Source organism: Bradyrhizobium sp. CB1717 (assembly GCF_029714325.1).
Classification (GTDB): domain Bacteria; phylum Pseudomonadota; class Alphaproteobacteria; order Rhizobiales; family Xanthobacteraceae; genus Bradyrhizobium.
In genome coordinates, this window is the sequence record NZ_CP121666.1 from 6,783,818 (window position 1) to 6,809,878 (window position 26,061).

A 26,061-nucleotide genomic window follows, 5' to 3' on the forward strand; every position below is an offset into this window, starting at 1 on the left:
GAAAGGCGCTGAAAGTCACTTCTTCAGCAGTCCCTTCAGATTTGCGGTGAATTCCGCGACGTTGGACTTGCTGATCACTTGGGTCGGCACGATCAGCTTGCCGTCAGACGGGATCCAGGACTTGTCGCCGTTCAGCGTCTTGATGATGTTGGTGGCGGAGAGATAGCCGAACTCGTACGGCTGCTGCACGACCGTGGATTCGATTGTGCCGTCGGATATTCCCCGCAGCGTGCGCTGGTCCTCGTCGAAGCCGACGATCTTCACCTTGCCGGCCTTGCCCGCCGCCTTGACCGCGTCATAGATCAGCGGTGTCTCGTAGCTCCAAAGACCGGACAAAAGCGCAATGTCGGGATATTTGACGAGCACGTTCTCCATATTCGCCTTGGCCTTGGCGAAGTCCACCTGATCGGTGAACACGTCGACCAGTTCGACCTTGGTGCCGGCGATCGCGTCCTTGATTCCCTGCACCCGCTCGCGGGCGTTGTCCGCGTCCATCGTGCCGACGAACAGCGCGATCTTGCCGCCGTTCGGCAGCGCCTTCTTGATCTCCTCGCCTGCTTGTCGCCCGGCCGCGACGTTGTCGGTGCCGATATAGGCGAGACGATTGCTCTGCGGCGCGTCGCTGTCCGTCGTGATCAATACGGTCTTGGCCGCAACCTTGTTGAGCTGCTCGGTCGCATGCGGCGCATCGTCGACCGAGATGGAGATGCCGGCGACGCCGCGCACCAGCAGGTCGTCCAGCTCGCGCCGCTGGCCCGCCGCCGTCCCTTCGTTGGTGACGATCAATTCGATGTTGTAGTCGGGGTGCTCCTTCTGTGCCTTTTCGAGCCCACGGCCGGCGATGGTCCAGAAGTCGGCCGCAACATTGGTGACCAGCGCGATGGTCTTCTTCTGCTGGGCCTGCGCCACACCCGTTGCCATCCCGAGCGCGGCGGTCGCCAGCAGCGGCACTAGCAATTTCTTCATCGATCGGTTCATTTGCACCTCCCTTTGGTCACCCCGGACGAGGGGCTTCTCGACGCTTTTGCGCCCTATTTTATTTACGCAGCGAAGAAATGTCGCAGAGCAAAAACACCAAAAACAGGATGTACTGGCTCCTTCTTCAAGCGGAAATAGTACATGAGGTATGATATTAGTAAATATGACTCCCAAACGACCTTTTGTGGCTGTGCTTTTCCGATCACACCACCCTTCCGCTCCACATTAATTTCACTTTGTGAATTAAAGAGACAGCATGGTTGACCAAATTGAGCAGCCGAGACGCATTTCCAGCACCGCCCGCGGCTCGAATCGCGGCCGCCTCGTGGAGGTTTTGCGACGCCAGGGACCGTTGCCGCGTGTGGAGCTCGCCCGGAGCACGGGATTGAGCTTCCCCGCCGTGTCCGGCCTGACATCGAGGCTGATCGCGGAAGAGTTGCTGTGCGAGACCGAGACGGCGGCAACCTCATGGTCCGACGACACGGACGAAGACGATGCGGACGGGCTGAACGGCCGCCGCCGTGGCCGGCCCGCCGTGCTGCTGACCCTGAACCCGGAGTTCGGCCGCATCATTGCGGTCTCGCTGCGCATGAATCTGATCGAAACGCTGATCGCGGATTTCAGCGGCTCCAGCCTGGCGCAATCGCGGCTCGAAATCGCGACCCGGGCTCTCGATGCGGGTGCGTTATGCGATCTCGTGATTGCGCAGATCGATGCGATGCTCGAGGCGACGGCCACACCGCGCCATCGCCTGTTGGGAATAGGGATTGCCCTCCAAGGCATCGTGAACGCGGACACCGGTCGGCATCTTTGGAGTCCGGCCCTGTCGATCACCGATGTCGATCTGGTGAAGCCGGTGCGCCAGGCTTTCGACGCCGAAGTCGTGATGGCGAATGACGCTGTCGCGGTTGCCCTCGCCCTCACCGCCGCGGAGCCGTCCCTGGCGCAGGGTCTCTCGGCCACGATCATGGTCGGCCACGGCGTCGGCATGGGCGTCGTTGTCGACGGTGAAGCGCGCTGGGGCGCCGGCGCCGGCAGCGAGATTGGCCATATCAAATTGGGATCGAACGGGCCGCAATGTCGCTGCGGCCAGCGCGGCTGCATCGAGGCCCATCTCGCCGACTATGCGCTCTACCGCGACGCCCGCACCTTTCTCGACTTGCCGCCGGCGGCGGCGCAACAGCCTTCCGAGGCGCAGATGGCCCTGCTGCGCGAGCGAGCGCGGAGCGGCGATCCCCGTCTCGAGCACGTATTCCAGCAGGCAGGTCGCGCGCTTGCCGAGGCGGTCGCGGCAACGATATCCGTGCTGCGCCCACACCATGTGATCCTGGCGGGACCCGGCCTGCAGGCATTTGACATGATGCGCCGCGCCTATGAGGAGCGGCTCGAGCAAGCGGTCTTGCCGTGGCTGCTCAAGTCCACGGCGATCTATCTGCGTCCAAGCGAGTCGGCGGCAATCGTCGAGGGCATGGTGCGACGGACCCTGTGGGTCGTAGACCGAAACCGCATGGAGGCGACCGAGTGAGCATGCACCAAAACGCAAAAGGCCCGGTCGCCAATGATGACCGGGCCTTTTGTTTCATCGCATCAAGAGATCAGGCCGCCTTGGAGACCAAAGCCTCGCTGTCGACGATCTCGGTGCCGATCAGATAGTCACGGCAACCACGCAGTGAGCGCAGCGCGCGGTTGAAGTCGATGCCGGTCGAGACCAGCGCATGCAGCGTCGCCGGGTTGCGCACGATGCCGCGCAGCACGGCTCCGAGGTCGATCTGGCCGTTCGGCTTGATCGCGGCACGGGCGAGCGCGGGCAGCGCGCGGTGGGCGGGATCGCTGATGACGCGGACCGCGGCGAAGGGCAGCCCGGCCTCGGCGGCGTAGGCCGCCGCGATGTGGCTTTCCATATCGACGGCGGAGGCTCCGGTTTCGGAGTGCAACGCCGCCTTGCAGGACCGCTTCGTGACCACCTCCTCGGCGCCGGCGAGGCTGCCGCGCACCACGCGGCGGCGGCCCGAGGTCAGGCGTTCGATCAGGTCGTCGCCGAGCGACAGACCGGCGGCCCAGCGGGTGTCGCCGGACAGCACCTCGGTTGCCAGCACGACGTCGCCGGAGCGCAGCGTCGGGTCGAGCCCGCCGGCCACGCCGAACGAGATCACGCCGCGAATCGTCTCAGGGTCCACCACCGTCAGCAGCGCCCGCAACTGGGTCGGGCTGCTCGACGAACAGATGACCGCCATGCCAGGACCGGCCGCAATTCGGGCCTCCTGCACCAATCCGGTCACGATCAGTATCGGCCGCGGGTCGATGGCATTACCCGCGGTAATATAGTCCCCCGTCCCCAAAGTCACATTCCGACCCCTACCACCCTGCTGTTGGTATTCCGCAAGTTCCGATACCGCGCCAACGCCCACAGCGGAAAGAACTTTGGGTAACCATGATACCGTAGATAGAACACGCGGGGGAAGCCTGTGGCGGTATACCGCTGCTCGTCCCACAGTCCTTTTTCGTTCTGTGTTGCAATCAGGTACTCCACCCCGCGGGCGACGGCCGGGTGATCAACCTCGCCTGCCGCCATCAGGGCAAGCAAGGCCCATGCCGTTTGCGAGGCGGTCGAGGGGGCGGCCTCCCATCCCTTGTAGTCCAGGCGGTAGCTGACAGCGTCCTCGCCCCAGCCGCCGTCGTCGTTCTGGATCGAGGCCAGCCAGTCCGCGGCTTTCCGGATCATGGGGTCATCGTGGCGGACGCCGGCCATGTTGAGGGCGCAGAGCACCGACCAGGTTCCATAGATGAAGTTCATGCCCCAGCGGCCGTACCAGGACCCTTCCGGGTGCTGGGTCTTCCTGAGGTAGGCAACGCCGTCGGCGACGTGCTTGCTGGTCTTCTCGGTCTCGCCGAGCTGGGCCAGCATCGAGATGCAGCGCGCGGTCACGTCCTCGGTCGGCGGATCGAGCAGCGCGCCATGGTCCGAGAACGGGATGTTGTTGAGGTAATATTCGAGGTTGTTGACGTCGAAGGCGGCCCAGCCGCCGTCGTCGCTCTGCATGCCCTCGATCCACTCCCGGCCGCGGGCGATCGCGGCATCATAGCCGGTCGCACCGTGCTCGCGGCGCATGCGGTCCATCGACATCACCACCACGGCGGTGTCGTCGAGGTCGGGGTAATGCGCGTTGTTGTATTGAAAGGCCCAGCCGCCGGGGCGGACGTCGGGCCGCTTCGCCGCCCAGTCGCCCTTCACCTCGAGCTCCTGCCTCGGGATCAGCCAGTCGAGGCCCTGCTTGGCCGCAGGCACCGCCTTGTCGCCGCCGGCTTCCAGCAGCGCGTGCGCGGTCAGCGTCGTGTCCCACACCGGCGAGACGCAGGGCTGGCAATAGGCCTCCTCGCCCTTGATCACGAGCAGCTTGTCGATGCCCCGGCGCGTGATCGCGCGCGGCGGGAAGTTCTCGTCCTTGCCGAGCGCGTCGTACATCATGACGATGTTGGCCATCGGCGGATAGATCGCGCCCATGCCGTCCTCGCCGTTGAGGCGCTCCTCGGTGAAGGCGAGCGCCGCGTCGATCGCGCGCTTGCGTAGGCTCTTCGGAAACAGCGGCTCGATCACGCGCAGGATCGCATCGAGCGAACGGAACAGCAGGAACCAGGCCATGCTCTGATGCGGCGCCTTCGCGGTCATGCCGATCGAGCGCGGATCCTGCAGGAACAATTCGTCGATGCCGACGCCCTTCGGATTCCTCGCGCGCGGCTTCAGCGCGGCGATCACCATCAGCGGCACCATGGTGGTGCGCGCCCAGTAGGAGATCTTGTTGAGATGGAACGGCGACCAGAACGGCAGCAGCACGATCTCGATCGGCAGCACCGGCACCGCGCGCCAGCTCACGACGCCGAAGGTCGCGAGCAGGAAGCGGGTGAAGACGTTGCTGTTGACCGCGCCGCCGCGGGCGTGGATCGCCTCGCGCGCGCGCACCATGTGCGGGGCGTCGACGGAGTCGCCGATCATCTTCAGCGCGAAGTACGCCTTCACGCTGGCGCTCATGTCGAACTCGCCGTCATGCACGAGCGGCCAGCCACCATGGGCGCCCTGCACGCGACGCAGATAATTGCCGATCTTGGCCTCGAGCACGGTGTCGACGGGCTCGGCGAGATAATGGCGCAGCAGGATGTACTCGGCCGGAATCGTGCAGTCGGCCTCGAGCTCGAACACCCAATGGCCGTCGGATTGCTGGAAGCCGAGGACGCCTTGCGTCGCCGACGCAATGCTCGATTCCAAAGCTTCGCGGCTGGTCGCGTTCACGGAATCCATGTCGCTCGATTGCTCCGATAGTCGATTGAAAGTTGACCGGGACATTGCCCGTCAGGGCCGCTTTTCAGGATCCTTTGGCGGCCAGAACCAGATCGGCGGCGCGGTCACCCGACCGGACCGATCCCTCGATGGTTGCCGGCAATCCCGTAGCAGTCCAGTCGCCGGCGAGGAACAGGTTTTTCAGCGCGGTGACCGGCCCCGGACGCAAGGCATTCTGAGCGGGCGTCGCCGCAAATGTGGCACGGCGCTCACGCACGATCTGCCAAGGAGGCAATTCGCCGGAAACCCCGCCGGCCTTGCAGACGTCGCTCCAGATCGCCTGCGCGAGTTCCTCGCGCGGCATGTCGACGAGACGGTCGCCGTTGCTGATGGTCACCGAGAGCCGGTTCGGGAACGCGAACAGCCATTCCACGACGCCGCCGATCACGCCGAGGATCGGCGCCGAGCCCGGCGGCGGCTCAAAACGGAAATGCGCATTCACGATGGCGCGGAATTCGGTCGGCGTCTTCAGGCCCGGCAGCAGGCTCGCGGCCGCGCGCGGCGGCACTGCCATCACGATCACGTCACCTGCACCGAGCTGGATCACATCCTCGCCGCCGAAGTTCAGCGCGGTCACCTTGCCGTCGGTGTTGACGAACGAACGCAGCTCATGGCCGAGCTGAACGGTGTGGCCACGCTCAGCCAAGAACTTCACCGCCGGCTCGATCAGCACGGCGCTGAGACCGTCGCGCGCGATCAGGGGACGGCAGGCCTGCCCGCCCGCAAGCAGCGTCTCGCGCACGATCGCACCGGCAAGCCCGGCCGATCCCTCGGGCGGATCGACGTTGAGCGCCGCGAGCAGCAGCGGCTGCACAAGGCGCTGGTAGAGGATGCCTTCGGTCGGGATGGACTTGCTGACCAGCGTCTCCTCCGACGCCCAGACCAGCGGCGCCAGCTTGAGATAATCGGTGAGGCCGGTGTCGGGCACGCGGCGGCTCTCGTCGAGCACCCAGGTCGGCCATCGGCCATCGCCGAGATCGATCTGCCAGCGCTGCCCGGTCTTGATGTCGACGAACGGAAATTGTGCGCGATCCGGCCCGACGAGTCCCGCCTCGGTGCCGATCGCGCGCGCATAGGCGCGCGCGTGGCTGTTGCCCGACAGCAGCAGATGATTGCCGTTGTCGATGGTGAGGTTGGTGGCGCCGTCGAAATAGGAGCGGCAGCGGCCGCCGGCCTGGTGCGTCGCCTCGTGCACGGCGACCTTGAAGCCGCCATTGGCGAGCCGCACGGCGGCGGTGAGGCCGGAAATTCCAGCGCCGATGATGTGAGCTGTGTTTTGCATCAGATGAAAGCGTAACGGAGCAGGATCAGGATGCGTGTGATCTTCGACACACGCACCGGCTCGCGCGGCGCGTTGAAACCGCGCGCGATCAGGAGGTCCAGAATGGAATGATAGTATTTCGACATGATCCGCGGCGCGCGCACGGCGCGGCGCTTGTTGCGGTTCATGATCTCGTCCGACTTCTCGAAATGCATCTTCGCACGCTGCGTCAACGGCACGCAGACCTTCGGCAGCGCGCGCTCGGCGATCACACGGTTCGGATCATTGGAGGTGATGCCTGCATGCAGCAGCGCCTCGCGCGGCAGATAGAGCCGGCCGAGGCCGGCGTCCTCGTCGATGTCGCGCAGGATGTTGGTCAGCTGCAGCGCGCGGCCGAGATGATGGGCGAGCAGGATGCCGTCTTCCTCCGGCATGCCGAACACCCGCACCGACAGCCGCCCCACGGCGCTGGCGACGCGGTCGCAATAGAGATCCAGCGTCGCCATGTCGGGCGCGCGGATGTCCTGCGGCACGTCCATCTCCATGCCGTCGACGATGGCCAGGAAATCCTCGCGCTTGAGCCCGAAGGTCTTCACCGAGGCGACGTAGTCCTTCAGCCGCGGCGGCGGATTGCCATGGTAGAGCGCGTCGATGTCGTTGCGCCATTGCTGGAGCGCGGCGAGCCGCTCGTCGCGCGGACCGTCGGAATCGGCGATGTCGTCGACCTGGCGGCAGAAGCTGTAGATCTGAAACATCGCTTCGCGCTGGTCGTGCGGCAGGATGCGCATCGCGGCATAGAACGAGCTGCCGGATGCGGTCGAGCCATAACTGGCGCCGGGCGTGGCCGCCTCAAGCGTCATGTGCAGTCCCCGGTCTGGTTATGGCCTTGCGTCCGATCGCGCGGCGGCCGACTTCGCCGATCATGCCGGCGAGGCTGAAGGTGAGAAGCTCGAACTTGTTCAGGTGCACGCGCTCGCGCAGGGGATCGCGCACCTTCAAGAGGCGCACGATGCGGTCGGCATAGGCCTGGATCACTGCGACGTCGACCCCGAGGCGGAAATCGCGGATCTCCGCGCTCAATGACCTGCCCTCGTCGAGCAGCGCCTCGTTACGCGCGGCGAGCGACTGCAGGCAGGCCAGCATCGCCGGCGGCGATTGCGCAAGCCCAAGCTGCTCGACCGAGGCGCCGTGTGCTGCCAGCGCGTCGCGCGGGAGATAGACGCGGTTGAGCTCGCGGAAATCCTTGCCGCAATCCTGCAGGTGATTGTTGATCTGGAGGCCGGCGCAGAGCGCATCCGAGGCGGCCCAGGTCGAGGTGCTCTCACCGTGAACGTCGAGCATGAAGCGGCCGACCGGCATCGCAGAATAGCGGCAATAGTGGATGACCTCGTCCCAGGTCTCGTAGCGCAGCTTGGTCACGTCCATGCGGAACGCGATCAGCACGTCGAGCGCGTGACGCGGCGCCATGCCGCGCTCGGCCAGCGCACGGCGCAGGGTGACGGCCTCAAGCTGGGTGTCGCCCTTGCCGAGCAGTTCCGCCTCGAGCAGGTCGAGATAAGCGAGCTTCTGGTCGGGCGGCAGCGTGGCGTGGTCGGCGATGTCGTCGGCGGTGCGGACGAAATTGTAATAGGCCAGGATCAGGGCGCGATGACGTGGATGAATGATCCAGGACGCGACGGGAAAATTCTCGTCGCGGTCACCCTTGCCGGATCGCAATTCGCTCGCAGAGGTCATCGAGGGCTGGTTTACAATCGTTTGGACAGGAAGGGCTTTTTCGCACGCGCGGGCTCATGCCGGCGATGCCGCCGCGGCCCCCATATAGGGGAATACGGCCGCAAAACCAATCCTGCTCTCGATGGCTGCCCTTCGCGGATCCGGCCCGAAAAAGGCGGCCCGGGGGCCGCCTTGGGTGGGCCAGTGGCCGAGCTTACTGGTTGTGGTTCTTCAGGACCTGGTCGCAGGCCTGTGAGATCTTGGCCCGGTTCTCCTTCAGGCAGGCCAGGATGGTGAAATCGCCCTGGTCGATGACCGGACGGCAGAACTTCTGCACATCGCGCGTGCAGGCCTTCTGCTCGGCGTCCGTGCCGCGCCCTTGCTGGGCGAACGCCGCCGTCGAAAGGGATGCCGACAGCAGGGTGAGAGCGACGAGAAGCTTACGCATTGTATTCCTTCATTCTGACGGCAGAATCGCACCAATCCCGGACAGCACTGGGCGGAGGACCGGAACGGATTGTTCTGATGGCAAGTCGCCGCAGGGTAGCGGCCTCAGAGAAGGCACAAGCACTGGCAAATGCGGCCAAATTGGCGCCGCCCCCACCAAATCAGGTCTTCCCTGCACCTTCATTGGCAGATGTAAGGGTTTGATACTACGTCATAATTCAGAAGGTTCGCATTTTACTGCACGGCTGTTGCAGCGCTGCATCTCTCCGCCCCGCCGTTTCGGCCAGAAACACGCCGAAACACAGCAAATCGCAAGGTCCGGGCCCCTCGCCGACGCCCGGTGAACCACTATCTCTGGTCCTGGCGCGTTGAACCTGACACAGGCTCGGAACACTAAACCTTCGATGTGGCGAGACGTCCTTAACCTTGAACGGACGTCGTTCCAAAACGGGATATTTGTGATGAAATTCTTTGGGCGATCTGGACTGGCAATCACTGCGGCCGGCGTTGGCGCTGCGCTGCTCTTCTCGGTTTCGACGAGCCACGCACAGTCGTCCGGACCGTTTGCCGGCTTCGACGGCGCGTGGACCGGCACCGGCACGGTCTCGCTGTCCGACGGCTCCACCGAACGCATCCGCTGCAAGGCCGACTACAAGGTCGCCGGCAGCGGCCTCAACCTCAAGCAGGCCCTGCACTGCGCCTCCGACAGCTACAAGTTCGACCTCACCAGCGACGTGACGAGCCAGGGCGACCGCATCTCCGGCAATTGGAGCGAGGCGAGCCGCAACATCTTCGGCAACCTCCAGGGCACCGCCGGCGGCGGCCAGATCGACGTGTTCGTCGAGGCCAACGGCTTCGCCGCCAATCTGTCGCTGCGCACCAACGGCACCAAGCAGACGGTGCAGATCTCCTCCAAGGGCGAGATCCGCGGCGTCAACATCACGATGACGAAGGGCTGATTGCCCTTCCCCACCGATGAGGAACACGCCCCCGGTTCTCCGCGAGCCGGGGGCTTTTTGCTGACATGAACTTGCCCGGATGGACCTGCTGAGATGGACCCAATCCGCAGACATCTGCTGAAAGCCGCCGGGCTCTTCGTGGCCAGTCGCGCCTTCGCCGACGATCAACCGCCAAATCAGCGGGAAACGAACATGCAGCCTTCATCCGTGAAGCCGCGTCACGTGCTCTGTTTCCTCGGCAAGAATGAAAGCCTGCTGCATCCGCCGAAAGCAATGGCCAAGACAATCGCCGATTTCGGCTTCGAGATCGACCGCACTTATTCGCAGGCCAAACCCGATCCACATATGGAGCGGTCGTTCGGCGTGTGCTGGGACCGCGTCTTCCCGAAAGCGTGGTCCGCGGCAGACGAAGCGGCCGTCGTCAATCACAAGGCGGTACTCTACGTGCTGAGCCCGCCGATGGATCAGCAGAAAGCGACCGCCTATTCAGCAGCCGCCTTGCAGATCGTGGACGAGATGTTCGACGCGGGCGCCATCGCTGCGAAAGGCGAAAGCGCCGGCGTCGCCCACGGCGTTGCGAGATGGCGCAGCCTCGCCGATCAGGCACGCACGGGCGCAAAGACCAGCCAGGGCCTCGGGATGACGCTCGCCCTCGCCAAGGCCTGTCGCCTTGCCTTCGCCAAGCGCCCGCTCGGCGGTAACAGCTACTACGAGACCGTCGGCTATCACCTCATCGGCCTGCCGGAGGTCTATGTCGCGAAATCGCGCGGCAACGAATGGTCCGCGGTGATGCTGATGGAGGAGATCGCCAACGCCATGGCCGAGCACGGCGTTGAGGCGACGCTGCGCGACCGCAATCTGACGCTGTCGCGCGAGCAGGACTACGCCGAGGACGATTTCAAGTTCAATCCGTACGGGATCGTCCGGATCGAGGCGTGAGCCGAAGCGCGCCGCATCAGTCCTTGCGCGCGACGCATTCGCACCGGCATCGGAAATAGACCGCGTCCGGATCGCGTCCCCAGGCTTCCCATCCGGCAAGCGCAATCTGGATCTCATCGTCCGTCGCGAGCCCCTTGCTTACGAGTTGCGGACCAAGCCCGAGCAGGCTTCGCCGCGCATCGGCAACAGCCTCGCTGCGGCTCTCCGCATCGGCACTGTGGTTGACGTAGCTGGCGCCGGCCCAGACCGGTGTAAAGCCGTGGGCGCGGAGGATGGAGCCCTGCCGGCGGCCGAAGCGAAGCGACGCGGGATCATCGTGCTCGTACCAGCGCTGCCAGAGATCGAGCGCGAGGCGTACGCCGTCGAGCTCGGGGTGGAGCACATTGCCGCCGACATCGGCGTCACGCGTTGCGACGAGGCCACCCGGCTTCAGCACGCGCCGGGCTTCCGCCAGCGTTCGCGCCAGCACCGCCTTGCTCTGATGGTACAGCACCGCGTGAAAGAGCACGGTATCGAACGTCCCGTCCTCGAACGGAACGGCGGTCATATCGGCTTCGATAAAGGCCACGTTGGTGAGGCCGGTCCTCGCGGCGAGCTGATTGGCTGCGGCGATTGCCTTCGGCTCGATATCGACGCCGACGGCCCTCCCGACAAGGCCTGCGAGCGCCGCGGTGATGGTCCCCGGTCCGCAGCCGGCGTCGAGCAGGATCATGTCCGACGTCAGGAACGGGACGAAAAAGGCGGCGCAATCGCCGCCCCGCTTCTGCTGAAACGCCACGATGGAGCTGTCGTGCCGCATTGGCTGCATCCTCGGCCGGAACGCCGGCGCAGTCGTTCAGACTGCGCCGATTCCATGTCCGACTGATGAAGCCGCTCAGATCGCCGGCTTGTCCGGGCCCTGCAGCTTGCCGTGCAGGTTGATCAGCCACATCGCGGTCGGCCGCAGGATGAAGAGGTCGGCGACGAGCGCCATGACCATCGAGAAGGCGCTCAGCCAGCCGAACAGCCGCAGCGACGGCAGGTCGGAGAACACGGTGACGACGAGGCCGCAGGCCAGCACCACCGTGGTCAGGATCAGCGCCGGTCCCACCAGCACGGTCGCCCGCTCCACCGCGAGCGCCGAGCCGACGCCCGGCTTGCTCTCGAGCCTGAGGCGATTGAGGAAGTGGATGGTGGCGCTCAGGCCCAGGCCGAACGAGACGGTGAGCGCGACGACGCTGGCAAATTGCAGCCCCTCGCCCATCGCCCACAGCACCGTGCCCGACATCACCACCGGGAAGATGCCCGGCAGGATGCAAGCGAACATCACGACCCATGAGCGGAAGGCAAGACCGATGAAGATCGCGACCAGCGCGAATTCTACCGTGAGGCCGCGGTTCAGCTTCTCGATCATGCTGGCCGAGTTGCGCGCGGCAATCGCGGCAAGACCGGTCACCGCGATCTCGTAGCCGGGATGCTTCTTGCGGACGGCGTCGAGCTCTGTATCGAGCTTGTCGACGATCGGCAGGAGCTGGCTGGAATCCTTGTCCGGCACGCGGCCCGCGACCACGACGGCATCCTGCTCGGCGTCGATGAAACGCCGCACCAGATGCTCGGGGATGACGCTGACATATTCCTTCAGCGTCGCCACGTCGGCGCTGCCGGCCTTTTCCGCGAGCCAGCGGCGCAGGGTCTCGAGCGACCAGACGTTGCCGACGCCGGCCGCCTTCTCCACGGTCGCATGCACGTCCGCGATGGTCTGCAGCGTCTCCGGCGAATAGAGCGTTTCACCCTTGGGGAACTGGATCAGCACGTTGACCGGGTTGGCGCCGGTGAGCTTGGCGTCGAGCCGGTCGCTGGCGGCGACCGCCTGGCGCTTGTCCGGCACCTGGTCGGCGAGCCGGTAGCGCGGCTCCAGATTGGCGTAGATGACGCCGAGGCCGCCGACGAACAGCACCGCGATCAGGCTGAACAGGCCGGGCCGGCCGACCATGCGCACCGCGATCCAGTAGCAGAAGTTGCGCAGCGCCTGGACGCCGGCATCGGCGCCCTGGAACTTGACCGCGAAGACCTTCTCGTTGCGCACGAACAGCACGCCGAAAACAGGCACGAGCGACAGCACCGCGACCAGCGCGATGATGGTCGCGGCAAGGCCCGCCTCGCCGAACTTGCGGATCAAATCGGAGTCGGAGAACTGGAGCGCGATGAAGGAAATGCCGGCGGTGCCGTGCGTCAGCACGCAGGCCGGCCCGACCACCAGCACCGCGTTCTTGAACGCGGTGAACTTGTCCTGGCCGGCGATCAGCCGGTCGCGCGCGGCGAACGTCAGCTGCATCGAGTCCGAGAAGCTGATGACCATGATGAGCGGCGTCATCACGTTCAGGAACATGTTGAGGTTGAAATTGGCCCAGCCGAGCGCGCCGAGCGCCAGCAGGATCGCGATCATCGGCGGGAACGCCGCCGCGATCATGAAGGAGATCTTGCGGAAGAAGATGATGGCGATGACGCAGCCGGCGAGAATGCCGAGGATGTTGTAGGTGAGCCCGTCGCGCTCGACCGCGTTGCGGATCTCGAGCTGCATCACCGGCACGCCGGAGAGCTGCACGTTGAGCCCGGTGTCGCTGAGGTCTTCCTTCATCAGCGCACGGATGTCGCCGACGGTCTTGGTCAGCTTGCTGGAGGCGACCACCTCCGGATCGAGCGAGAGCACGATCAGCGCCAGCGTGCCATCCTCCGACAGCAGCTTGCCGCGGATGATCTCGTTGTTCTTGACGGTCTCGATGAACTTGTCATAGGCCGCGCCCTCGGGCAGCTCGGGCGGGAACAGCGCCGCCGGCAGCTTGCCCGGCGCCGGGGCCTGGCGCGCCGAGAACAGCGAGACGAGGCCACGCGTGCCTTCGACCAGCTGCATGTCGGTGACGAAGTCGCGCAGCTTCTCGAGGTTGTTCCGCGCCAGCAGGGTCTTGCCCTCGACCACGACCAGGACGTCGAACTCCTCGGCCGGGAACTTCTTGGTCACCTCTTCATACTGCTTGAATTCGCGTGTGTCGGAACGAAACAGCTGCGACAGCGAATCGTCGATCTTGATCCGGTAGATGCCGAAGACGGCGCCAACAATCAGGGCGAGCAGGACGATGCAGGAGATGATCGGAGCCCGGACGGCGATCAGCCCGATGCGCTCCAGCCCGAAGGCGATGGAGGACGCAGGTCCCTGCTCGACCTTGTCGACATGAACCTCACTCTCGCTGTGCTTTTCGAGCATGCCTTGTCCAGTTCCTAAATCGGCTCGGTCTTGTGAGCTTATTGCGCCCCGCGAACGGCTTGAAAACGCCATACCAATGGGAGGCTTGCCCGTTGAAAATGCGCGGAAAATCGCCGGCAGCGGTTTAGCAGGTCAAAAGGCCTTTTCGCAAGCAGGCGGAAGGTGGCCGAATCGATCAAGATGCGGCGATTTTGCCGGAATGCCCGTCATTCCGGCCGCGTTGTGCCAATTCGACGCGGCGCCCGGTCGGCGCTCTCGTCCTTTAGCGCCACGCCGGTGACCTCCCGGGCCAGGCCCTCGCGGATCAGCCAGGCGATCTTGAAGGCAGCCTCGTCATGACTCAACCCAGACTTGTGGACGTTCGACACGCAATTGCGCTCGGCATCGGTGCGGCCGGGCTTCGGCGCGAAGGTCAGATAGGCGCCGAGACTGTCGGGCGCGGACAGGCCGGGCCGCTCGCCGATCAGCATCACGACCATGCGGGCACCGAGAATCGCGCCTATCTCGTCGCCGAGCGCGACGCGCGCGCCTGAGGCGACGACGACATGGCCGGGCGCGACAGCATCGCCCTCCGCGAGCAGCGGCAGCAGGCGCGCGACCAGCGCCACCGCATGGGCGTGGACCGCCGCCGCCGAGAGGCCGTCGCCAATCACGAGCGCAAGCTGGCATGGCCCGGCAGCGCTTCGCGCGAGAGCTTCGGCGGACGCTGGATCGAGCTGTCGTCCGAGATCCGGCCGCCGCAGATAGTCCCCGCGGTCGACGGCCTGGCTCCTCGCCTCGCTGACGGCAAGACCGAGCGCGCCGAGATCGGCGACCAGGCGTGGCGCTTCGAAGACGGCATGCACGGCATCGCGGGCGCGGGCATGGTCCAGCGTGAAATCGAGCAGCGCCCGCGTCGGCACGCTTGCGCCGCTGCGCCCGAGCGCAACGCGCGCGGGCGTGAACGACTTGAGGTCGAGGGTCGGACGCTCTGGAACGGATCTGTCGCTCATTCGGCGGGAACGGCGGCCTCGCGCAGCCGGATCGAGTAGTTCGAGGCGTTCTGCTTGCCGCTGGAGGCCGCGCGCGCAAAGGTGATGAGATGGTGCGCGATCAGGGTGCAGCCGATCAGGCCTTCGATGTCGGCACGCTTGATGCGTCCGAACGCGAACTTCCAGAACACGCGCTTGTAGTCGCCGAGCACGCCGACCTTCCAGAAGATGTTGCGCAGCATGACGAGAGCGCGCCTGATATTGGGCCAGGTCTTCATCTCGTCCGCGACCGGCACCTTGAGGCGGTGCACATAGACCTGGTCGCATTGATACTGGAAGCGCGCGTAGACCTTCTCGGGCTCGTAAGCGACCGCCATGGCGTGCTTCCAGGAAGCGACGACCTCGTCGTAAGGCAGCAGGAAGTCGACGTTGGAATCGCGCCCGTCGTCCTCGATCAGGCGCCCTTCCTTCTCCAGCCGATCCCATAGCGGCGTCTTCGGCAGCGCCTGGAGCAGGTTGATGGTGAGCAGCGGAATCCGGGACTCCTCGACGAAGGCGAGCAGCGCCTCCGAAGTGTTCGGCTTGTCGGTGTCGAGCCCCATGATGATGCCCGAGACGACCTCCATGCCGTAGGAGTTGATGGTGTGCACACCCTCCAGGATCGGGACCATCATGTTGTGGTCCTTGTGCATCGCCTTCAGGGCGTCGGGGTCGGGCGTCTCGATGCCGCAGAAGATGGTGATGAAATAGGCCTCGCGCATCTTCTCGAGGATCTCCGGGCGCTTGGCGATGTTGAGCGTCGCCTCGCAGGCGAGCCGCACCACGTAGCCCGTCCGCTTCTGCCACTCGATCAGATGCGGCAGCAGGTCCATCGCCGCCTTGCGGTTGCCGATGAAATTGTCGTCGACGAAATAGACCGTATCGGTCATTCCGCATTCGCGCAGGCGGTCGAGCTCGGCGATGATCTGCTCCGGCGACTTGATGCGCGGGTTGCGGCCATAGAGGCCGGGGATGTCGCAGAACTCGCACTGATAGGGACAGCCGCTGGAGTACTGGATGCTGCCGAGGAAGTATTTCTTCACGTCGGCGAGCTCGTAGGCGGGAATCGGAAACTCCGTCATCGGCACGCGGTCCTTGGTGGTGAGGACCACCTGTTCGTCAGGACGCGAGGTGTCGCGCGACAGGATCTCGATCAGCTGGTTGGTGGCATCGCCGAGCTCGCCGACATGGAGATAGTCGAACGATGGATAGTAGTCCGGACAGGCGCTGACGGAGGGACCGCCGAGCGCGACCGGCAGATCGAACTCATGGGCGCGGCGGCAGATGTCGTTCATCTGCTGGCGCTGGATGTGCATGCCGCTGACGAAGACGGCTTCCGCCCATTCGAACTCTTCCTGGGTCGTGCGGCGGAGGTTCTCGTCGACGAATTTGACCTGCCAGTCCTTCGGAAGATAGGCGGAGATCAGCAGCAGGCCCTGCGGCGGCATGAAGGCGCGGACGCCATCGGTCAGGGGGTAGGAATGCTCGAAGGTACCGAACGAAGACGTGTAGCGCGGAAACACGCAGAGAATCCGCCGGGACGTACCGTTGTTTTCAGCTCGCATCTAAGCTCCCCCGCCACGCTCGACCTGGTTGCGGAAATTGCCAGCCAGACACATAGCGTAATGCCGTCGCCGGAATTTCTCAATATTGTGGCGTGAGCATAATTCCGAGGGGGACCAATGGTTTCCTCACGGCCCGGGGCGTCGCGTCACGCGATCAGCCGCGAGGCGAAATCGGGTAGCAGGCCTGCATCGCCGACAAGGCGGAAATCGGCGCCCGCAACCCCCGACTGCACCAGCCAGTCGTCGAATTCCGGCGCGCGGCGCAGACTGAAGACGTCCCGGACATAGAGCGCGTCGTGAAATGACGTGGACTGGTAGTTCAGCATGACGTCGTCGGCGCCGGGCACGCCCATGATGAAGGTGACGCCGGCAGCCGCAAGCAGCGTCAGCAGATTGTCCATGTCGTCCTGGTCCGCCTCGGCATGGTTGGTGTAGCAGATGTCGATGCCGAGCGGCAGGCCGAGCAGCTTGCCGCAAAAATGATCCTCCAGGCCCGCCCGGATGATTTCCTTGCCGTCGTAGAGATATTCCGGGCCGATGAACCCGACCACGCTGTTGACGAGGAGCGGCGCAAAGGCGCGCGCGACCGCGTAGGCGCGGGCCTCGCAGGTCTGCTGGTCGACGCCGTGATGGGCGCCCGCCGACAGCGCCGAGCCCTGGCCCGTCTCGAAATACATCACGTTCTGCCCGACCGTGCCACGCCGCTGCGACAGCCCGGCCTCCTGCCCCTCCTTCAGCAGCGCGAGGTCGATGCCAAAGCTGCGGTTGGCGGCCTCGGTGCCGGCGACCGACTGGAAGACGAGGTCGACCGGCACGCCCTGCCCGATCAGCGACAGCGTTGTCGTGACATGGGTGAGCACACAGGCTTGCGTCGGAATCTTCAGCCGCGCGATGATCTCGTCGAGCAGCCGCAGCAATTGGGCGATGACGGCGGGATCGTCGCTCGCCGGGTTGATGCCGATGCAGGCATCGCCCGCCCCCAGCAGAATGCCGTCGAGGATCGAGGCGGTGATGCCCCTGGCATCGTCGAACGGATGATTCGGCTGCAGCCGCGTGCTCATTCGCCCCCTCAGGCCGATGGTGTTGCGGAAGGCGGTGGTGACCTCGCATTTCCGCGCCGCCAGGATCAGGTCCTGGTTGCGCATCAGTTTTGACACCGCGGCCGCCATTTCGGGCGTGATGCCGGGCGCCAGCCTCTTCAACACTTCGGACGTCGCGGCGTCCGACAGCAACCAGTCGCGGAAGGCCCCGACGGTCAGCGATGCCACCGGCGCAAAGGCCCTGGCGTCATGGCTGTCGATGACGAGGCGGGTGACCTCGTCGGCCTCGTAGGGAATGACGGCTTCCTGCAGGAACTGCCCGAGCGGCACATCCGCGAGCGCCATCCGCGCCGCGATCATCTGCTCGGAGCTGGCAGCGGCAATTCCGGCCAGCCGGTCGCCGGAGCGCGGCGGGGTCGCCTTGGCGAGCAGGTCGCGCAGGTCAGGGAAAGTGTAGGTCGTGGCGTCGATGGTGTGGCGGTAGACCAAGGACCTCTCCGGGGCTCGTCGGCCAACGGCCGACTCCAGCACTATCCTGAAACTATACCTCCTGATCAAGACGCTGAAATAACTTACCTTTCTTTCGACTAAGGACGAAGGGAGCCAAGCAGCGCGTTAACGCCGCGTCCATCTTCGTTTCGCATAGTTTTGCATCAATTCCGCACGACCGCGCTCACCGGCCGCTTCCGGCCATTTCGGGCCCCTGAACACCATGACATCCGACCGATCTGGGAATGCCGCCACCCTGGCGGGCCGTTTTACGCTTGCCACCAAGCTCTACGCGATCTTCGCACTGTTCGCGCTGCTGACGGCGGCGATCGCGATGCTGTCCGACTACAACAGCCGCCGCAGCGCCGAGCTGACCAGCGCGATCGAGACCGCGAATGCGGCCGCGCTGAACGTCGAGCGCGTCAACTCGCTGGTCTATGCGGTGGTGATGGAATCGCGCGGCGTCTACATGTCGACCGAGCCCGCCGTGGTGAAGAAATACGGCGAGGGCCTGCTCAAGTTCAACGCCCAGATCCTCGATGTCGTGAAGCGCTGGGAAACCATCGTCAAAGCCGATGATGCCGAGCAGTTCGCAACCTTCAAGAAGCGCATCGAGCAGTTCGTCGAGTTCCGCAAGGAGCTGGTGCGCCGCGGCGTCGAGATCAACGCGGCCGCGGGCCGCGAATGGGGCGACAACGACGCCAACCGCGCCGTGCGTTCGGCGCTCAACAAGGATCTCGAGGCGCTGTCCAAGGTCTATGCCGAGCGGGCCAGGCAGATCGCCCAGCAAACCGAGACCAACCGCACCCTGTCCTTCGTCCTGACCTGCCTCGGCGGCGTGGCGCTGGCCCTCGTCGTGATCGGCATCGTCATCATCGCCCGCTCGATCGCGCGGCCGCTCGCCGCGATCACCGCGACCATCAAGCAGGTCGCCGACGGCGCCGAGAACGTCGTGGTGCCGCACTCCGACCGCGCCGACGAGATCGGCGCACTCGCCCGCGCGATCCAGGTGTTCCAGGACGCGATGGCGCGCAATCGCAACCTCGCCTCGCAGGTCTCGCAGGACTCCGCCGCGCGCGAGGCCCGCGCCCGCCATATCGAGCAGTCCGTCGAAGCGTTCCGCGAGGCGATCGGCGCGATCATGCGCGGCCTCAGCGACAACGCCTCCGTCATGCGCGAAACCGCCCAGACCATCACCCGCGTCACGGCCGACGCGAGCAGCCGCGCCGGCACGGCGGCGAGCGCCACCGAGCAGGCCTCGCACAACGTCACTGCGGTCGCGGGCGCGGCCGAGGAGCTGTCGGCCTCGGTCGAGGAGATCGGCCGCCAGGTGCGCCAGAGCGCCGGCGCGGTCGAGCAGACCGGCCAGCGCACCGAGAAGTCGATCGCCGAGATCGAGAGCCTTGCGGCCGCCACCCAGCGCATCGACGGCGTGCTCAGCCTGATCCAGGCGATCGCCGAGCAGACCAACCTGCTCGCGCTCAATGCCACCATCGAGGCCGCACGCGCCGGCGAAGCCGGCCGCGGCTTCGCCGTCGTTGCCCACGAGGTCAAGGCGCTGGCGGGACAGACCGCGAAAGCGACCGCCGACATCAGCCAGAACGTCGCGATGATCCAGGCCTCGACCCGCAACGCGGTCGACGCCGTGCGCGAGATCGGCGGCGCGGTGCGCGAGATCAACGAGGTCACGTCTGCCATTGCCGGTGCCGTCGGCCAGCAGGACCAGGCCACGCGCGAGATCTCGTCCAACGCGCAAAGCGCAGCCCAGGGCAACGAGACTCTGGTCGCCAACATCACCTCGCTGCGCGACGCCATCGGCGAGACCGACACGGCGGCCGCATCCGTGCTGACGGCGGCGAGCAGCCTGACCGAGACGGCGGCGACGCTGTCGCGGGAGGTGGAGACGTTCTTCCAGAACCTGCGCGCGGGGGCGGCGGACGGTCGTATCGCCAGGGCGGGGTAGCAGCGCGCGAAGCCGACGGCGGCTCACGCTCACACAAAAAGTGCGAAAACAACCCCATGCACAGTAGCCGGCAGCAGCCTTATCAATGGCTTGGCCGCCGGCCCGGTAGCTGCTGATTTTACGAATTCGATTTGACTCGTCGGGCAAAACACCGGCATGATGTCATCATGGCGATGAGGCGTTATTGCGCACCTTCCTCGCCCTCGATGCGTCGAGCAAGAGTGGGTTGTCGCTCCGCTCGCGATTGCTCGACGAATATTCGAACACGGCCAACATTCTCGACTTCGCGATAGCGACGCAGCTCTCTTTCGAGCTCTGGATCGGAATTCGCCCAGGCCAGCCAGTCGAACGGGAATGAACTCAGCAGATAGGTATCCACAAGAATTACATCAGGACGGCCGCTTCGCAGGTCCGCCAGCAACTGCCGCCGCTCGAAATGTATGATGCTGTCGAGTCTCGCTTGCTCGCCTTGAGTTAGCTGCGAGGTGTTCTTGAGCAGCGTTGCGCCGGCCGCCAGCAACTGCACACAGGAGTTGCCCACCCAAGTCCCGTCAATCTGACGGACGAGCGGATGGCCCAGAGCGACGTGATCACCGATCGTGATCAGCCGCGGATGCTTTGCAAGTGACTGGATACGATCCTCCAGTGGCGGGAACGTCCGGACCGGCACGGACAACCAGAACCCGATGAACACGATGAACACGATGGCAGCACAGCCGCCCATCATGACCGGCGCCCGCACCCTCCCTGTGCGAACGTGGAGCAATGGCGCGGCAATCGCAAACATGCAAAGCGCAAATGCCGTGTAGGTCCAGCCCTTGCCTTGCAGAAGGAAGCTCACGGCTCCCCCGATCGCTGCGGCAAGCCATGGGGTTGCGTCGCCTGCCGCTTTGACGTCTTGCGAAGTGACCATGCGCAGAAGCGCAAGAGAAGCCGCTATCACAAGAAGCGGGAAAGGAAGCAGGCGACCCAAGTCCACCCTCAATGGAAGATAGGCGGCGGTGACCATCGGGGCGTAAGTAAACAGATAGTCAGGAAAGACGCTGACGAGCAGCGCCCCGTAGCCGATGACGACAGCAGCGGCCGCACAGGCTTCAGAGGTGAACAGGGACCTGAGAGACCGATGCCGGAAGGCACCAAGGATGATCGGAAGGCCTATCACGGCAGCAAGATGAGGTTTAAGGCTGACGGCCAGCCCGGCAGCCAGTCCTGCCAGGATCGCAACCGGTCCTGGTGCAAGACCGCGCCAGCGGATCGCAGTGATGGCGACAAAGGGTGTCAGTGCAATGACCGCGATATGCTCGCGCTGTCCAAATACGGCGGTAGGAAGAATTGCGAACAAGAAGGCGAGCAAGCATGTTGAGACACTTCGCTCTGCAGATTCCAACCTTGCCGCCGCGGCGGCCCGATCGATCATGAAGAGCATGCCAGCGATCTCGATCATGACGAGAATGATCACGATCACCTCGGGCGCAATTCCGGTCATTCGCGCAAGCATTGTTGCCGGCATGTACAAATAGACCGATAGCGGCGGATTCAGCTCGAAGACGTCGGCCCCAAGCTTTCCGCCATCTAGAACCTTCTCGCCCTCGGTCAGAAGGCAGCCCAAATCCGCATTAAGAACGACAGGGATTTGCACCAGCAGGGCCGTCAGGAGGATCGCGACCACGATCATCCAACGCTGAAGCGGTCGATTTTCTTGCACCTGCGCACCTCGTCATGGGTGATCAGGGCAACCTTCAATCAGAAGTCGTTACTATTGTGCTGCAATGATCTGTAACAATACAGAAACCACCTGAAATAGTGTTGCTGCATGACAGTTCCTCCCCGCTGATGCGCCGAGCCAAAGTGAACTATCGCTCCGGAGTCGATCGATCGACGAATATGCGAACACGGCCGACATCCGCGACTTCACGATAGCGACGCAACTCGATTTCGAGCTCGGGATCTGCACTGGCCCAAGCCAGCCAATCGAACGGGACCGAACTCTGCAGATAGGTATCCACGAGAATCACGTCCGGGCGACCGTTTCGCAGGTCTGCCAGCAACTGCCGCCGCTCGAAATGGATGATGCCGTCGAGTTTTGCCCGCTCTCCCTGGGTCGGCTGTGAGCCGTTCTGGGCCAAAATTGCGCCGGCCGTCAGCAACTGGGCACACGAACTACCCACCCACCTCCCGTCGATCTGGCGAACGAGCGGATGCCCCAGCGCGATGTGATCGGTGATCGTGAGCAGCCTCGGATGTTTTGCAAGCGCCTGAACGTGCCGCTCCAGCGACGGAAACTCACGGACCGACAAGGACAAGCAGAATCCGATGAGCACAACGCCAGCGAAGCCGCCGATCCTGACCGAGGCCGGCAACGTCCTGGTGCGAACATGCAGCAACGGTGCGGCAATCGCGAAAACGCAAAGCGCGTAGAGCGTGTAGGTCCAGCCCTTACCCTGAAGAACGAAACTCGCGGCACCGCCAACGGCTGCTGCCAGCCACGGGATTGCATCGCCTCCCATTCTTAGGCCTTGCGGAGCCACCTGGCGCAGAAACAAAATAGAGGCAGTTATCACGACGATCGGGAAAGGAAGCAGGCCCGCTAAATCCCGCCTCATTGGCAGATAGGCGGCAGCGACCATCGGGGCATGGGTCAACAGATAGTCGGGAAAGATGACAACGAGCACCGCCCCGTAACCGATGACAACAGCGGCGGCTGCGCACGCTTCAGGGGTGAACAATGACCTGAGAGAACGTTGGTGGATGGCGCCAAGGATGATCGGAAGCCCTGCCACGAGAGCAAGCTGGGGCTTGATGCTGATGGCGAGCCCGGCACCCAGTCCTGCCAGGATCGCGACCGAACCGGGGGAAAGCCGACGCCAGCGAATGGCGGTGATGGCGACAAAGGGAGTCAGTGCAATGACGGCTATGTGTTCACGTTGCCCGAATACGGCGCTCGGAAGGACTACGAACAAGAAAGCGAGCAGGCACGTCCAAATACTTCGCTCTTCAGCACCCAGCTTTGCCGCCGCAGCGGCGCGATCGATCACGACAAGCGAGCCAATGATCTCGATCATCACGAGGACGATCACGATGATCTCGGGCGCGATGCCGGTCAATCGCGCAAGCTGCACCGCCGGCATGTACAGGTAGATCGATAGCGGCGGATTCAGTTCGAAGAGGTCGCCCCCCAACTTCCGGCCATCGAGAATTTGCTCTCCTTCAGAAAGCAGGCAGCTCAAGTCCGGGTTGAGAACGGCGGGTATTTGAACAAGCAGGGCCGTCAGGAGGATCGCGGCCACGATGATCCAACGCTGATTCATGCCGTAGCTGTTTCCAGGCGTAGTCCAGGGACTGCCTCCTCCGACGCAGGCAAAGCCCTCTCGTCGCGCGGAAGCGGCCTGCTCTCGTTCAACTTGCGTAAACCCGCAAGGTGCAGGATGCGCTATTCTCAATCAGTAGTCGTTACTATTGTCCTACAATAATCTGAAACAATATTACTTCGGGGCCAAAGCACGGGAGTTCCCGTCGCTTCGCTCCGAGGAATGCGGATGGTCGCCTCGCCGGAGTGGTCACGACGCGGACGCGGCCTTGCGAAGTTGTCGGCGGCTCGCGCTCACACAAGCATGAGCAAAGGGGGGGCGCTTGCAGCGCATCATGCGCCACGCAAGGCGCCCTTCATGCAGTTCGCCGATCGTGATAGGATCATCGATATTCAGGTGCCGTCCTCAGCGATAAGGCAGCCACCATGTTATTGCGCTCTCCCTGGTCCACATCTGCGATCGACAAGGTCGCCACCGGCAATGCCGACCTGCTGATCCTGGTCGGCCGCATCCTGCTTGCCTGGGTCTTCGTCGGCAGCGCGTACGGCGCATTGACCAACTTCAGCGGCTCAGTCGGCTATTTCCGGTCGCTGAGCGTTCCCGCACCCGTGCTGTTCACGACCTTCACCGTCGCGCTGGAAATTGTAATGTCGGCTTGTCTGATCCTCGGCATTGGCACGCGCTACTGCGCAGTCGTGATGTTCTTGTTCGTACTCTCGGCGACTGCAATCGGACATCGTTACTGGGAATATCCCGCCGGAGCTCAGCAGATCGGGCAGTACAATCATTTCCTGAAGAACATCACTATCATGGGCGGCGCTCTGTTGATGTTTGTCACCGGGGCGGGCCGGTTCTCACTCGACCGGAGGCTGACAGGCTAGCAGCGTCAATCGTTTCAGCCTCTTCCGCGGTGCAGCCGATAACTACCCGAACCTGCCGGCAATCGCGGCGCAAATGTCTTCGCCACTCGCGGAGCCGCGAATGCGCTGGGGCTACACGATGCGGCCTTGAAGGAAGGCCGTTACCGCATCACTTCGCTCTCGGCCTGAAAGCAAGTTCGAGCAGATGGCCGAAGCGTTTCGAGAGCGGCTTCAAGTACTCAGCCATGATCCTGAAGAGAAGCATCAGCCACGTCGCCAGCGCGGCACACCACAACAGGCTTTCCAATGTCTCGGGCATGAAAGGCCCCCTGTAAAACAACTACTTGAAATACGGGCAGTGTTGCCGAATGGACCCGGCGCGGCAAGCCCTCCCAAAAGTGGTAACTCTCCGAAACACTCGGAACGGCCATCGCGATGAAAATTTAGCCAGGCCCCGGCGACCAGCCGCGCGCCGAGGCAGTGAATGAGCGGCAGTCGGCTACCGCTTGAGCATGCGAGCGACAATACGGTCAGCCAATAGTCATCTGCCAGCCTCGTAGCCGAGCAGTAAGCCAAAGCGCGGTTCGCGGCCGTGCGCGGGTCCGCTGCATTCCTCTGCGCGCATCGTGGCGCGGGGCAACACCTCTACCCCACCATCACCCCGCCCCGCCTGATCAGTTCCTTGCCCAAGGCCGCCAGATGCACCTGGTCCGGTCCGTCGCCGATACGGATGAAGCGGGCGTAGACGTAAGCACGCGCGAGGAAGGTGTCCTGCGAGACGCCGGCGGCGCCGTGGATCTGGATGGCGCGGTCGATGACGCGGGCGGCCATGCTGGGGACCACGATCTTGGCGGCCGCGATCAGGTCGCGCGCAGCCTTGTTGCCTTCGCGGTCCATCTTGTCGGCGGCTTGCAGCGTGAGCAGCCGCGCCTGCGCGATCTCGCAGAAGGAGTTTGCGATGTCCTCGCGCACCGAGCCCTGCTCGGCGAGCGGCTTGCCGAAGGCGACGCGCGAGACCGATCGCTGGCACATCAATTCCAGCGCGCGCTGGGCGCAGCCGATCAGGCGCATGCAATGGTGGATGCGGCCGGGACCGAGCCGGCCTTGCGCGATCTCGAAGCCGCGGCCTTCGCCCAGCAGGATGTTCTCGGCGGGCACACGGACGTTGTCGTAGACGATCTCGGGATGGCCGACCGGGGCGTCGTCATAGCCATAGGTCAGCATGTCGCGGACGATGCGCACGCCGGGTGCGTTCTTCGGCACCAGGATCATGGATTGCTGGCGATGGCGATCAGGATGGTCGGGCGCGGTCTTGCCCATCACGATCAGGATCTCGCAATCCTCGTTCATCGCGCCTGACGTGAACCATTTGCGGCCGTTGATGACGTAATCACCGCCGTCGCGTTTGATCTCGCACTGGATGTTGGTGGCATCGCTGGAGGCGACCTGCGGCTCCGTCATCGAGAAGCCGGAGCGGATGCGCCCTTCCAGCAGCGGCGTCAGCCAGCGCTCCTGCTGCGCCTTCGTGCCGTAGTTCGCCAGCACCTCCATGTTGCCGACATCGGGCGCCGAGCAGTTGAAGACCTCGGGCGCCCAGAGGATGCGGCCCATGATCTCCTTCACGGGGGCATATTCGAGATTGGTGAGGCCAATGTTGTGAGGGTCTTGGCCATGCTCGCCTGACAGGAACAGATTCCAGAGCCCCTGCTCTCGCGCCAGCCGCTTCAGATCCTGGAGCACTGCGGGCGTCCTGTAACGCGCGGCCTCCGGCTTCACCTGCTCGTAGTAGAGCTCCTCGACCGGCTCGACATGAGTCCGCATGAACTGGCGGACGCGCTCCTGGAGATCCAGCGAGCGGGCGGAGTGTTGAAAGTCCATGGTGGTCTCCTTCTTCCTTCTCCCCTTGCGGGAGAAGGTGGCGCGAAGCGCCGGATGAGGGTTTTCTCCCGGCGAAC

At 64.3% G+C, this 26,061-nt stretch carries 21 protein-coding genes; 5 read left to right on the plus strand and 16 right to left on the minus strand.

The genetic code is table 11. The annotated features are described in order from the left end of the window. Nucleotides 1-15: 15 nt before the first annotated feature. Nucleotides 16-978 carry a sugar-binding protein gene (locus QA649_RS31755; protein WP_283020652.1) on the minus strand — a complete coding sequence of 321 codons (963 nt, stop codon included), beginning with the start codon at nucleotides 976-978 and terminating at the stop codon, nucleotides 16-18. A 256-nt stretch (nucleotides 979-1,234) separates the two neighbouring features. Here QA649_RS31755 and QA649_RS31760 point away from each other — a divergent pair, with 256 nt between their 5' ends. After that, on the plus strand, nucleotides 1,235-2,503 hold the full coding sequence (locus QA649_RS31760) for an ROK family protein (protein ID WP_283020653.1): 1,269 nt from the start codon (nucleotides 1,235-1,237) through the stop codon (nucleotides 2,501-2,503). 70 nt (nucleotides 2,504-2,573) lie between these two features. On the opposite strand, the gene QA649_RS31765 is transcribed toward QA649_RS31760, so the two are convergent. The 6 genes from QA649_RS31765 to QA649_RS31790 all read right to left on the minus strand — a co-directional run bounded on the left by QA649_RS31765 (nucleotide 2,574) and on the right by QA649_RS31790 (nucleotide 8,733). Next, nucleotides 2,574-3,323: a phosphorylase gene (locus tag QA649_RS31765; protein ID WP_283020654.1), complete on the minus strand. Its 750-nt coding sequence runs from the start codon at nucleotides 3,321-3,323 to the stop codon at nucleotides 2,574-2,576. Then, nucleotides 3,320-5,272, minus strand: coding sequence for a squalene--hopene cyclase (shc, locus tag QA649_RS31770; RefSeq protein WP_283020655.1), 1,953 nt, complete (start codon nucleotides 5,270-5,272; stop codon nucleotides 3,320-3,322). Before shc ends, QA649_RS31765 begins: the two co-directional genes overlap by 4 nt. A gap of 64 nt (nucleotides 5,273-5,336) precedes the next feature. Beyond that, nucleotides 5,337-6,593 carry a hydroxysqualene dehydroxylase HpnE gene (gene hpnE / locus QA649_RS31775; RefSeq protein ID WP_283020656.1) on the minus strand — a complete coding sequence of 419 codons (1,257 nt, stop codon included), beginning with the start codon at nucleotides 6,591-6,593 and terminating at the stop codon, nucleotides 5,337-5,339. Continuing rightward, the gene (gene hpnD, locus QA649_RS31780; RefSeq protein ID WP_283020657.1) at nucleotides 6,593-7,432 is read right to left on the minus strand and encodes a presqualene diphosphate synthase HpnD; all 840 of its coding nucleotides are present in this window, start codon (nucleotides 7,430-7,432) and stop codon (nucleotides 6,593-6,595) included. The genes hpnE and hpnD overlap by 1 nt, the downstream gene beginning before the upstream one ends. Then, nucleotides 7,422-8,306, minus strand: a complete 885-nt coding sequence (gene hpnC, locus QA649_RS31785) for a squalene synthase HpnC (protein ID WP_283020658.1) — start codon at nucleotides 8,304-8,306, stop codon at nucleotides 7,422-7,424. Before hpnC ends, hpnD begins: the two co-directional genes overlap by 11 nt. Nucleotides 8,307-8,499: 193 nt before the next feature. After that, nucleotides 8,500-8,733: a hypothetical protein gene (locus QA649_RS31790; RefSeq protein WP_008553259.1), complete on the minus strand. Its 234-nt coding sequence runs from the start codon at nucleotides 8,731-8,733 to the stop codon at nucleotides 8,500-8,502. A gap of 460 nt (nucleotides 8,734-9,193) precedes the next feature. Between QA649_RS31790 and QA649_RS31795 the strand changes: the two genes are divergently transcribed. Continuing rightward, nucleotides 9,194-9,691, plus strand: coding sequence for a hypothetical protein (locus tag QA649_RS31795; protein ID WP_283020659.1), 498 nt, complete (start codon nucleotides 9,194-9,196; stop codon nucleotides 9,689-9,691). Between the two features lie 93 nt (nucleotides 9,692-9,784). Continuing rightward, nucleotides 9,785-10,630: a hypothetical protein gene (locus tag QA649_RS31800; RefSeq protein WP_283020660.1), complete on the plus strand. Its 846-nt coding sequence runs from the start codon at nucleotides 9,785-9,787 to the stop codon at nucleotides 10,628-10,630. 16 nt (nucleotides 10,631-10,646) lie between these two features. Here QA649_RS31800 and QA649_RS31805 read toward each other — a convergent pair whose 3' ends face one another. The 5 genes from QA649_RS31805 to QA649_RS31825 form a co-directional block, all read right to left on the minus strand. Then, nucleotides 10,647-11,429, minus strand: a complete 783-nt coding sequence (locus QA649_RS31805) for a class I SAM-dependent methyltransferase (RefSeq protein WP_283020661.1) — start codon at nucleotides 11,427-11,429, stop codon at nucleotides 10,647-10,649. 75 nt (nucleotides 11,430-11,504) lie between these two features. Then, nucleotides 11,505-13,871: an MMPL family transporter gene (locus QA649_RS31810; RefSeq protein WP_283020662.1), complete on the minus strand. Its 2,367-nt coding sequence runs from the start codon at nucleotides 13,869-13,871 to the stop codon at nucleotides 11,505-11,507. A gap of 206 nt (nucleotides 13,872-14,077) precedes the next feature. After that, nucleotides 14,078-14,863 (minus strand): ethanolamine ammonia-lyase subunit EutC, encoded by a 786-nt coding sequence (eutC, locus tag QA649_RS31815; RefSeq protein ID WP_283020663.1) that lies wholly within the window; start codon nucleotides 14,861-14,863, stop codon nucleotides 14,078-14,080. Next, nucleotides 14,860-16,446 (minus strand): B12-binding domain-containing radical SAM protein, encoded by a 1,587-nt coding sequence (locus QA649_RS31820; RefSeq protein ID WP_283020664.1) that lies wholly within the window; start codon nucleotides 16,444-16,446, stop codon nucleotides 14,860-14,862. The genes eutC and QA649_RS31820 overlap by 4 nt, the downstream gene beginning before the upstream one ends. A gap of 146 nt (nucleotides 16,447-16,592) precedes the next feature. Beyond that, nucleotides 16,593-17,975, minus strand: coding sequence for an ethanolamine ammonia-lyase subunit EutB (locus QA649_RS31825; RefSeq protein ID WP_283020665.1), 1,383 nt, complete (start codon nucleotides 17,973-17,975; stop codon nucleotides 16,593-16,595). Nucleotides 17,976-18,198: 223 nt separating this feature from the next. Here QA649_RS31825 and QA649_RS31830 point away from each other — a divergent pair, with 223 nt between their 5' ends. Continuing rightward, nucleotides 18,199-19,938, plus strand: coding sequence for a methyl-accepting chemotaxis protein (locus tag QA649_RS31830; RefSeq protein ID WP_283020666.1), 1,740 nt, complete (start codon nucleotides 18,199-18,201; stop codon nucleotides 19,936-19,938). A gap of 181 nt (nucleotides 19,939-20,119) precedes the next feature. Here QA649_RS31830 and QA649_RS31835 read toward each other — a convergent pair whose 3' ends face one another. Both QA649_RS31835 and QA649_RS31840 read right to left on the minus strand, forming a co-directional pair. Next, nucleotides 20,120-21,613, minus strand: coding sequence for a hypothetical protein (locus tag QA649_RS31835; protein WP_283020667.1), 1,494 nt, complete (start codon nucleotides 21,611-21,613; stop codon nucleotides 20,120-20,122). A gap of 178 nt (nucleotides 21,614-21,791) precedes the next feature. Then, nucleotides 21,792-23,246: a hypothetical protein gene (locus tag QA649_RS31840; RefSeq protein ID WP_283020668.1), complete on the minus strand. Its 1,455-nt coding sequence runs from the start codon at nucleotides 23,244-23,246 to the stop codon at nucleotides 21,792-21,794. Nucleotides 23,247-23,671: 425 nt separating this feature from the next. Here QA649_RS31840 and QA649_RS31845 point away from each other — a divergent pair, with 425 nt between their 5' ends. Then, a complete protein-coding gene (locus QA649_RS31845; protein ID WP_283020669.1) occupies nucleotides 23,672-24,127 on the plus strand; it encodes a DoxX family protein in 456 nt (151 codons plus the stop codon). A 148-nt stretch (nucleotides 24,128-24,275) separates the two neighbouring features. Here the strand turns inward: QA649_RS31845 and QA649_RS31850 are convergent, their stop codons facing one another. Both QA649_RS31850 and QA649_RS31855 read right to left on the minus strand, forming a co-directional pair. Beyond that, nucleotides 24,276-24,425, minus strand: coding sequence for a hypothetical protein (locus QA649_RS31850; RefSeq protein ID WP_018648027.1), 150 nt, complete (start codon nucleotides 24,423-24,425; stop codon nucleotides 24,276-24,278). 326 nt (nucleotides 24,426-24,751) lie between these two features. After that, nucleotides 24,752-25,984 (minus strand): acyl-CoA dehydrogenase family protein, encoded by a 1,233-nt coding sequence (locus QA649_RS31855; protein ID WP_283020670.1) that lies wholly within the window; start codon nucleotides 25,982-25,984, stop codon nucleotides 24,752-24,754. Nucleotides 25,985-26,061: the final 77 nt, after the last annotated feature.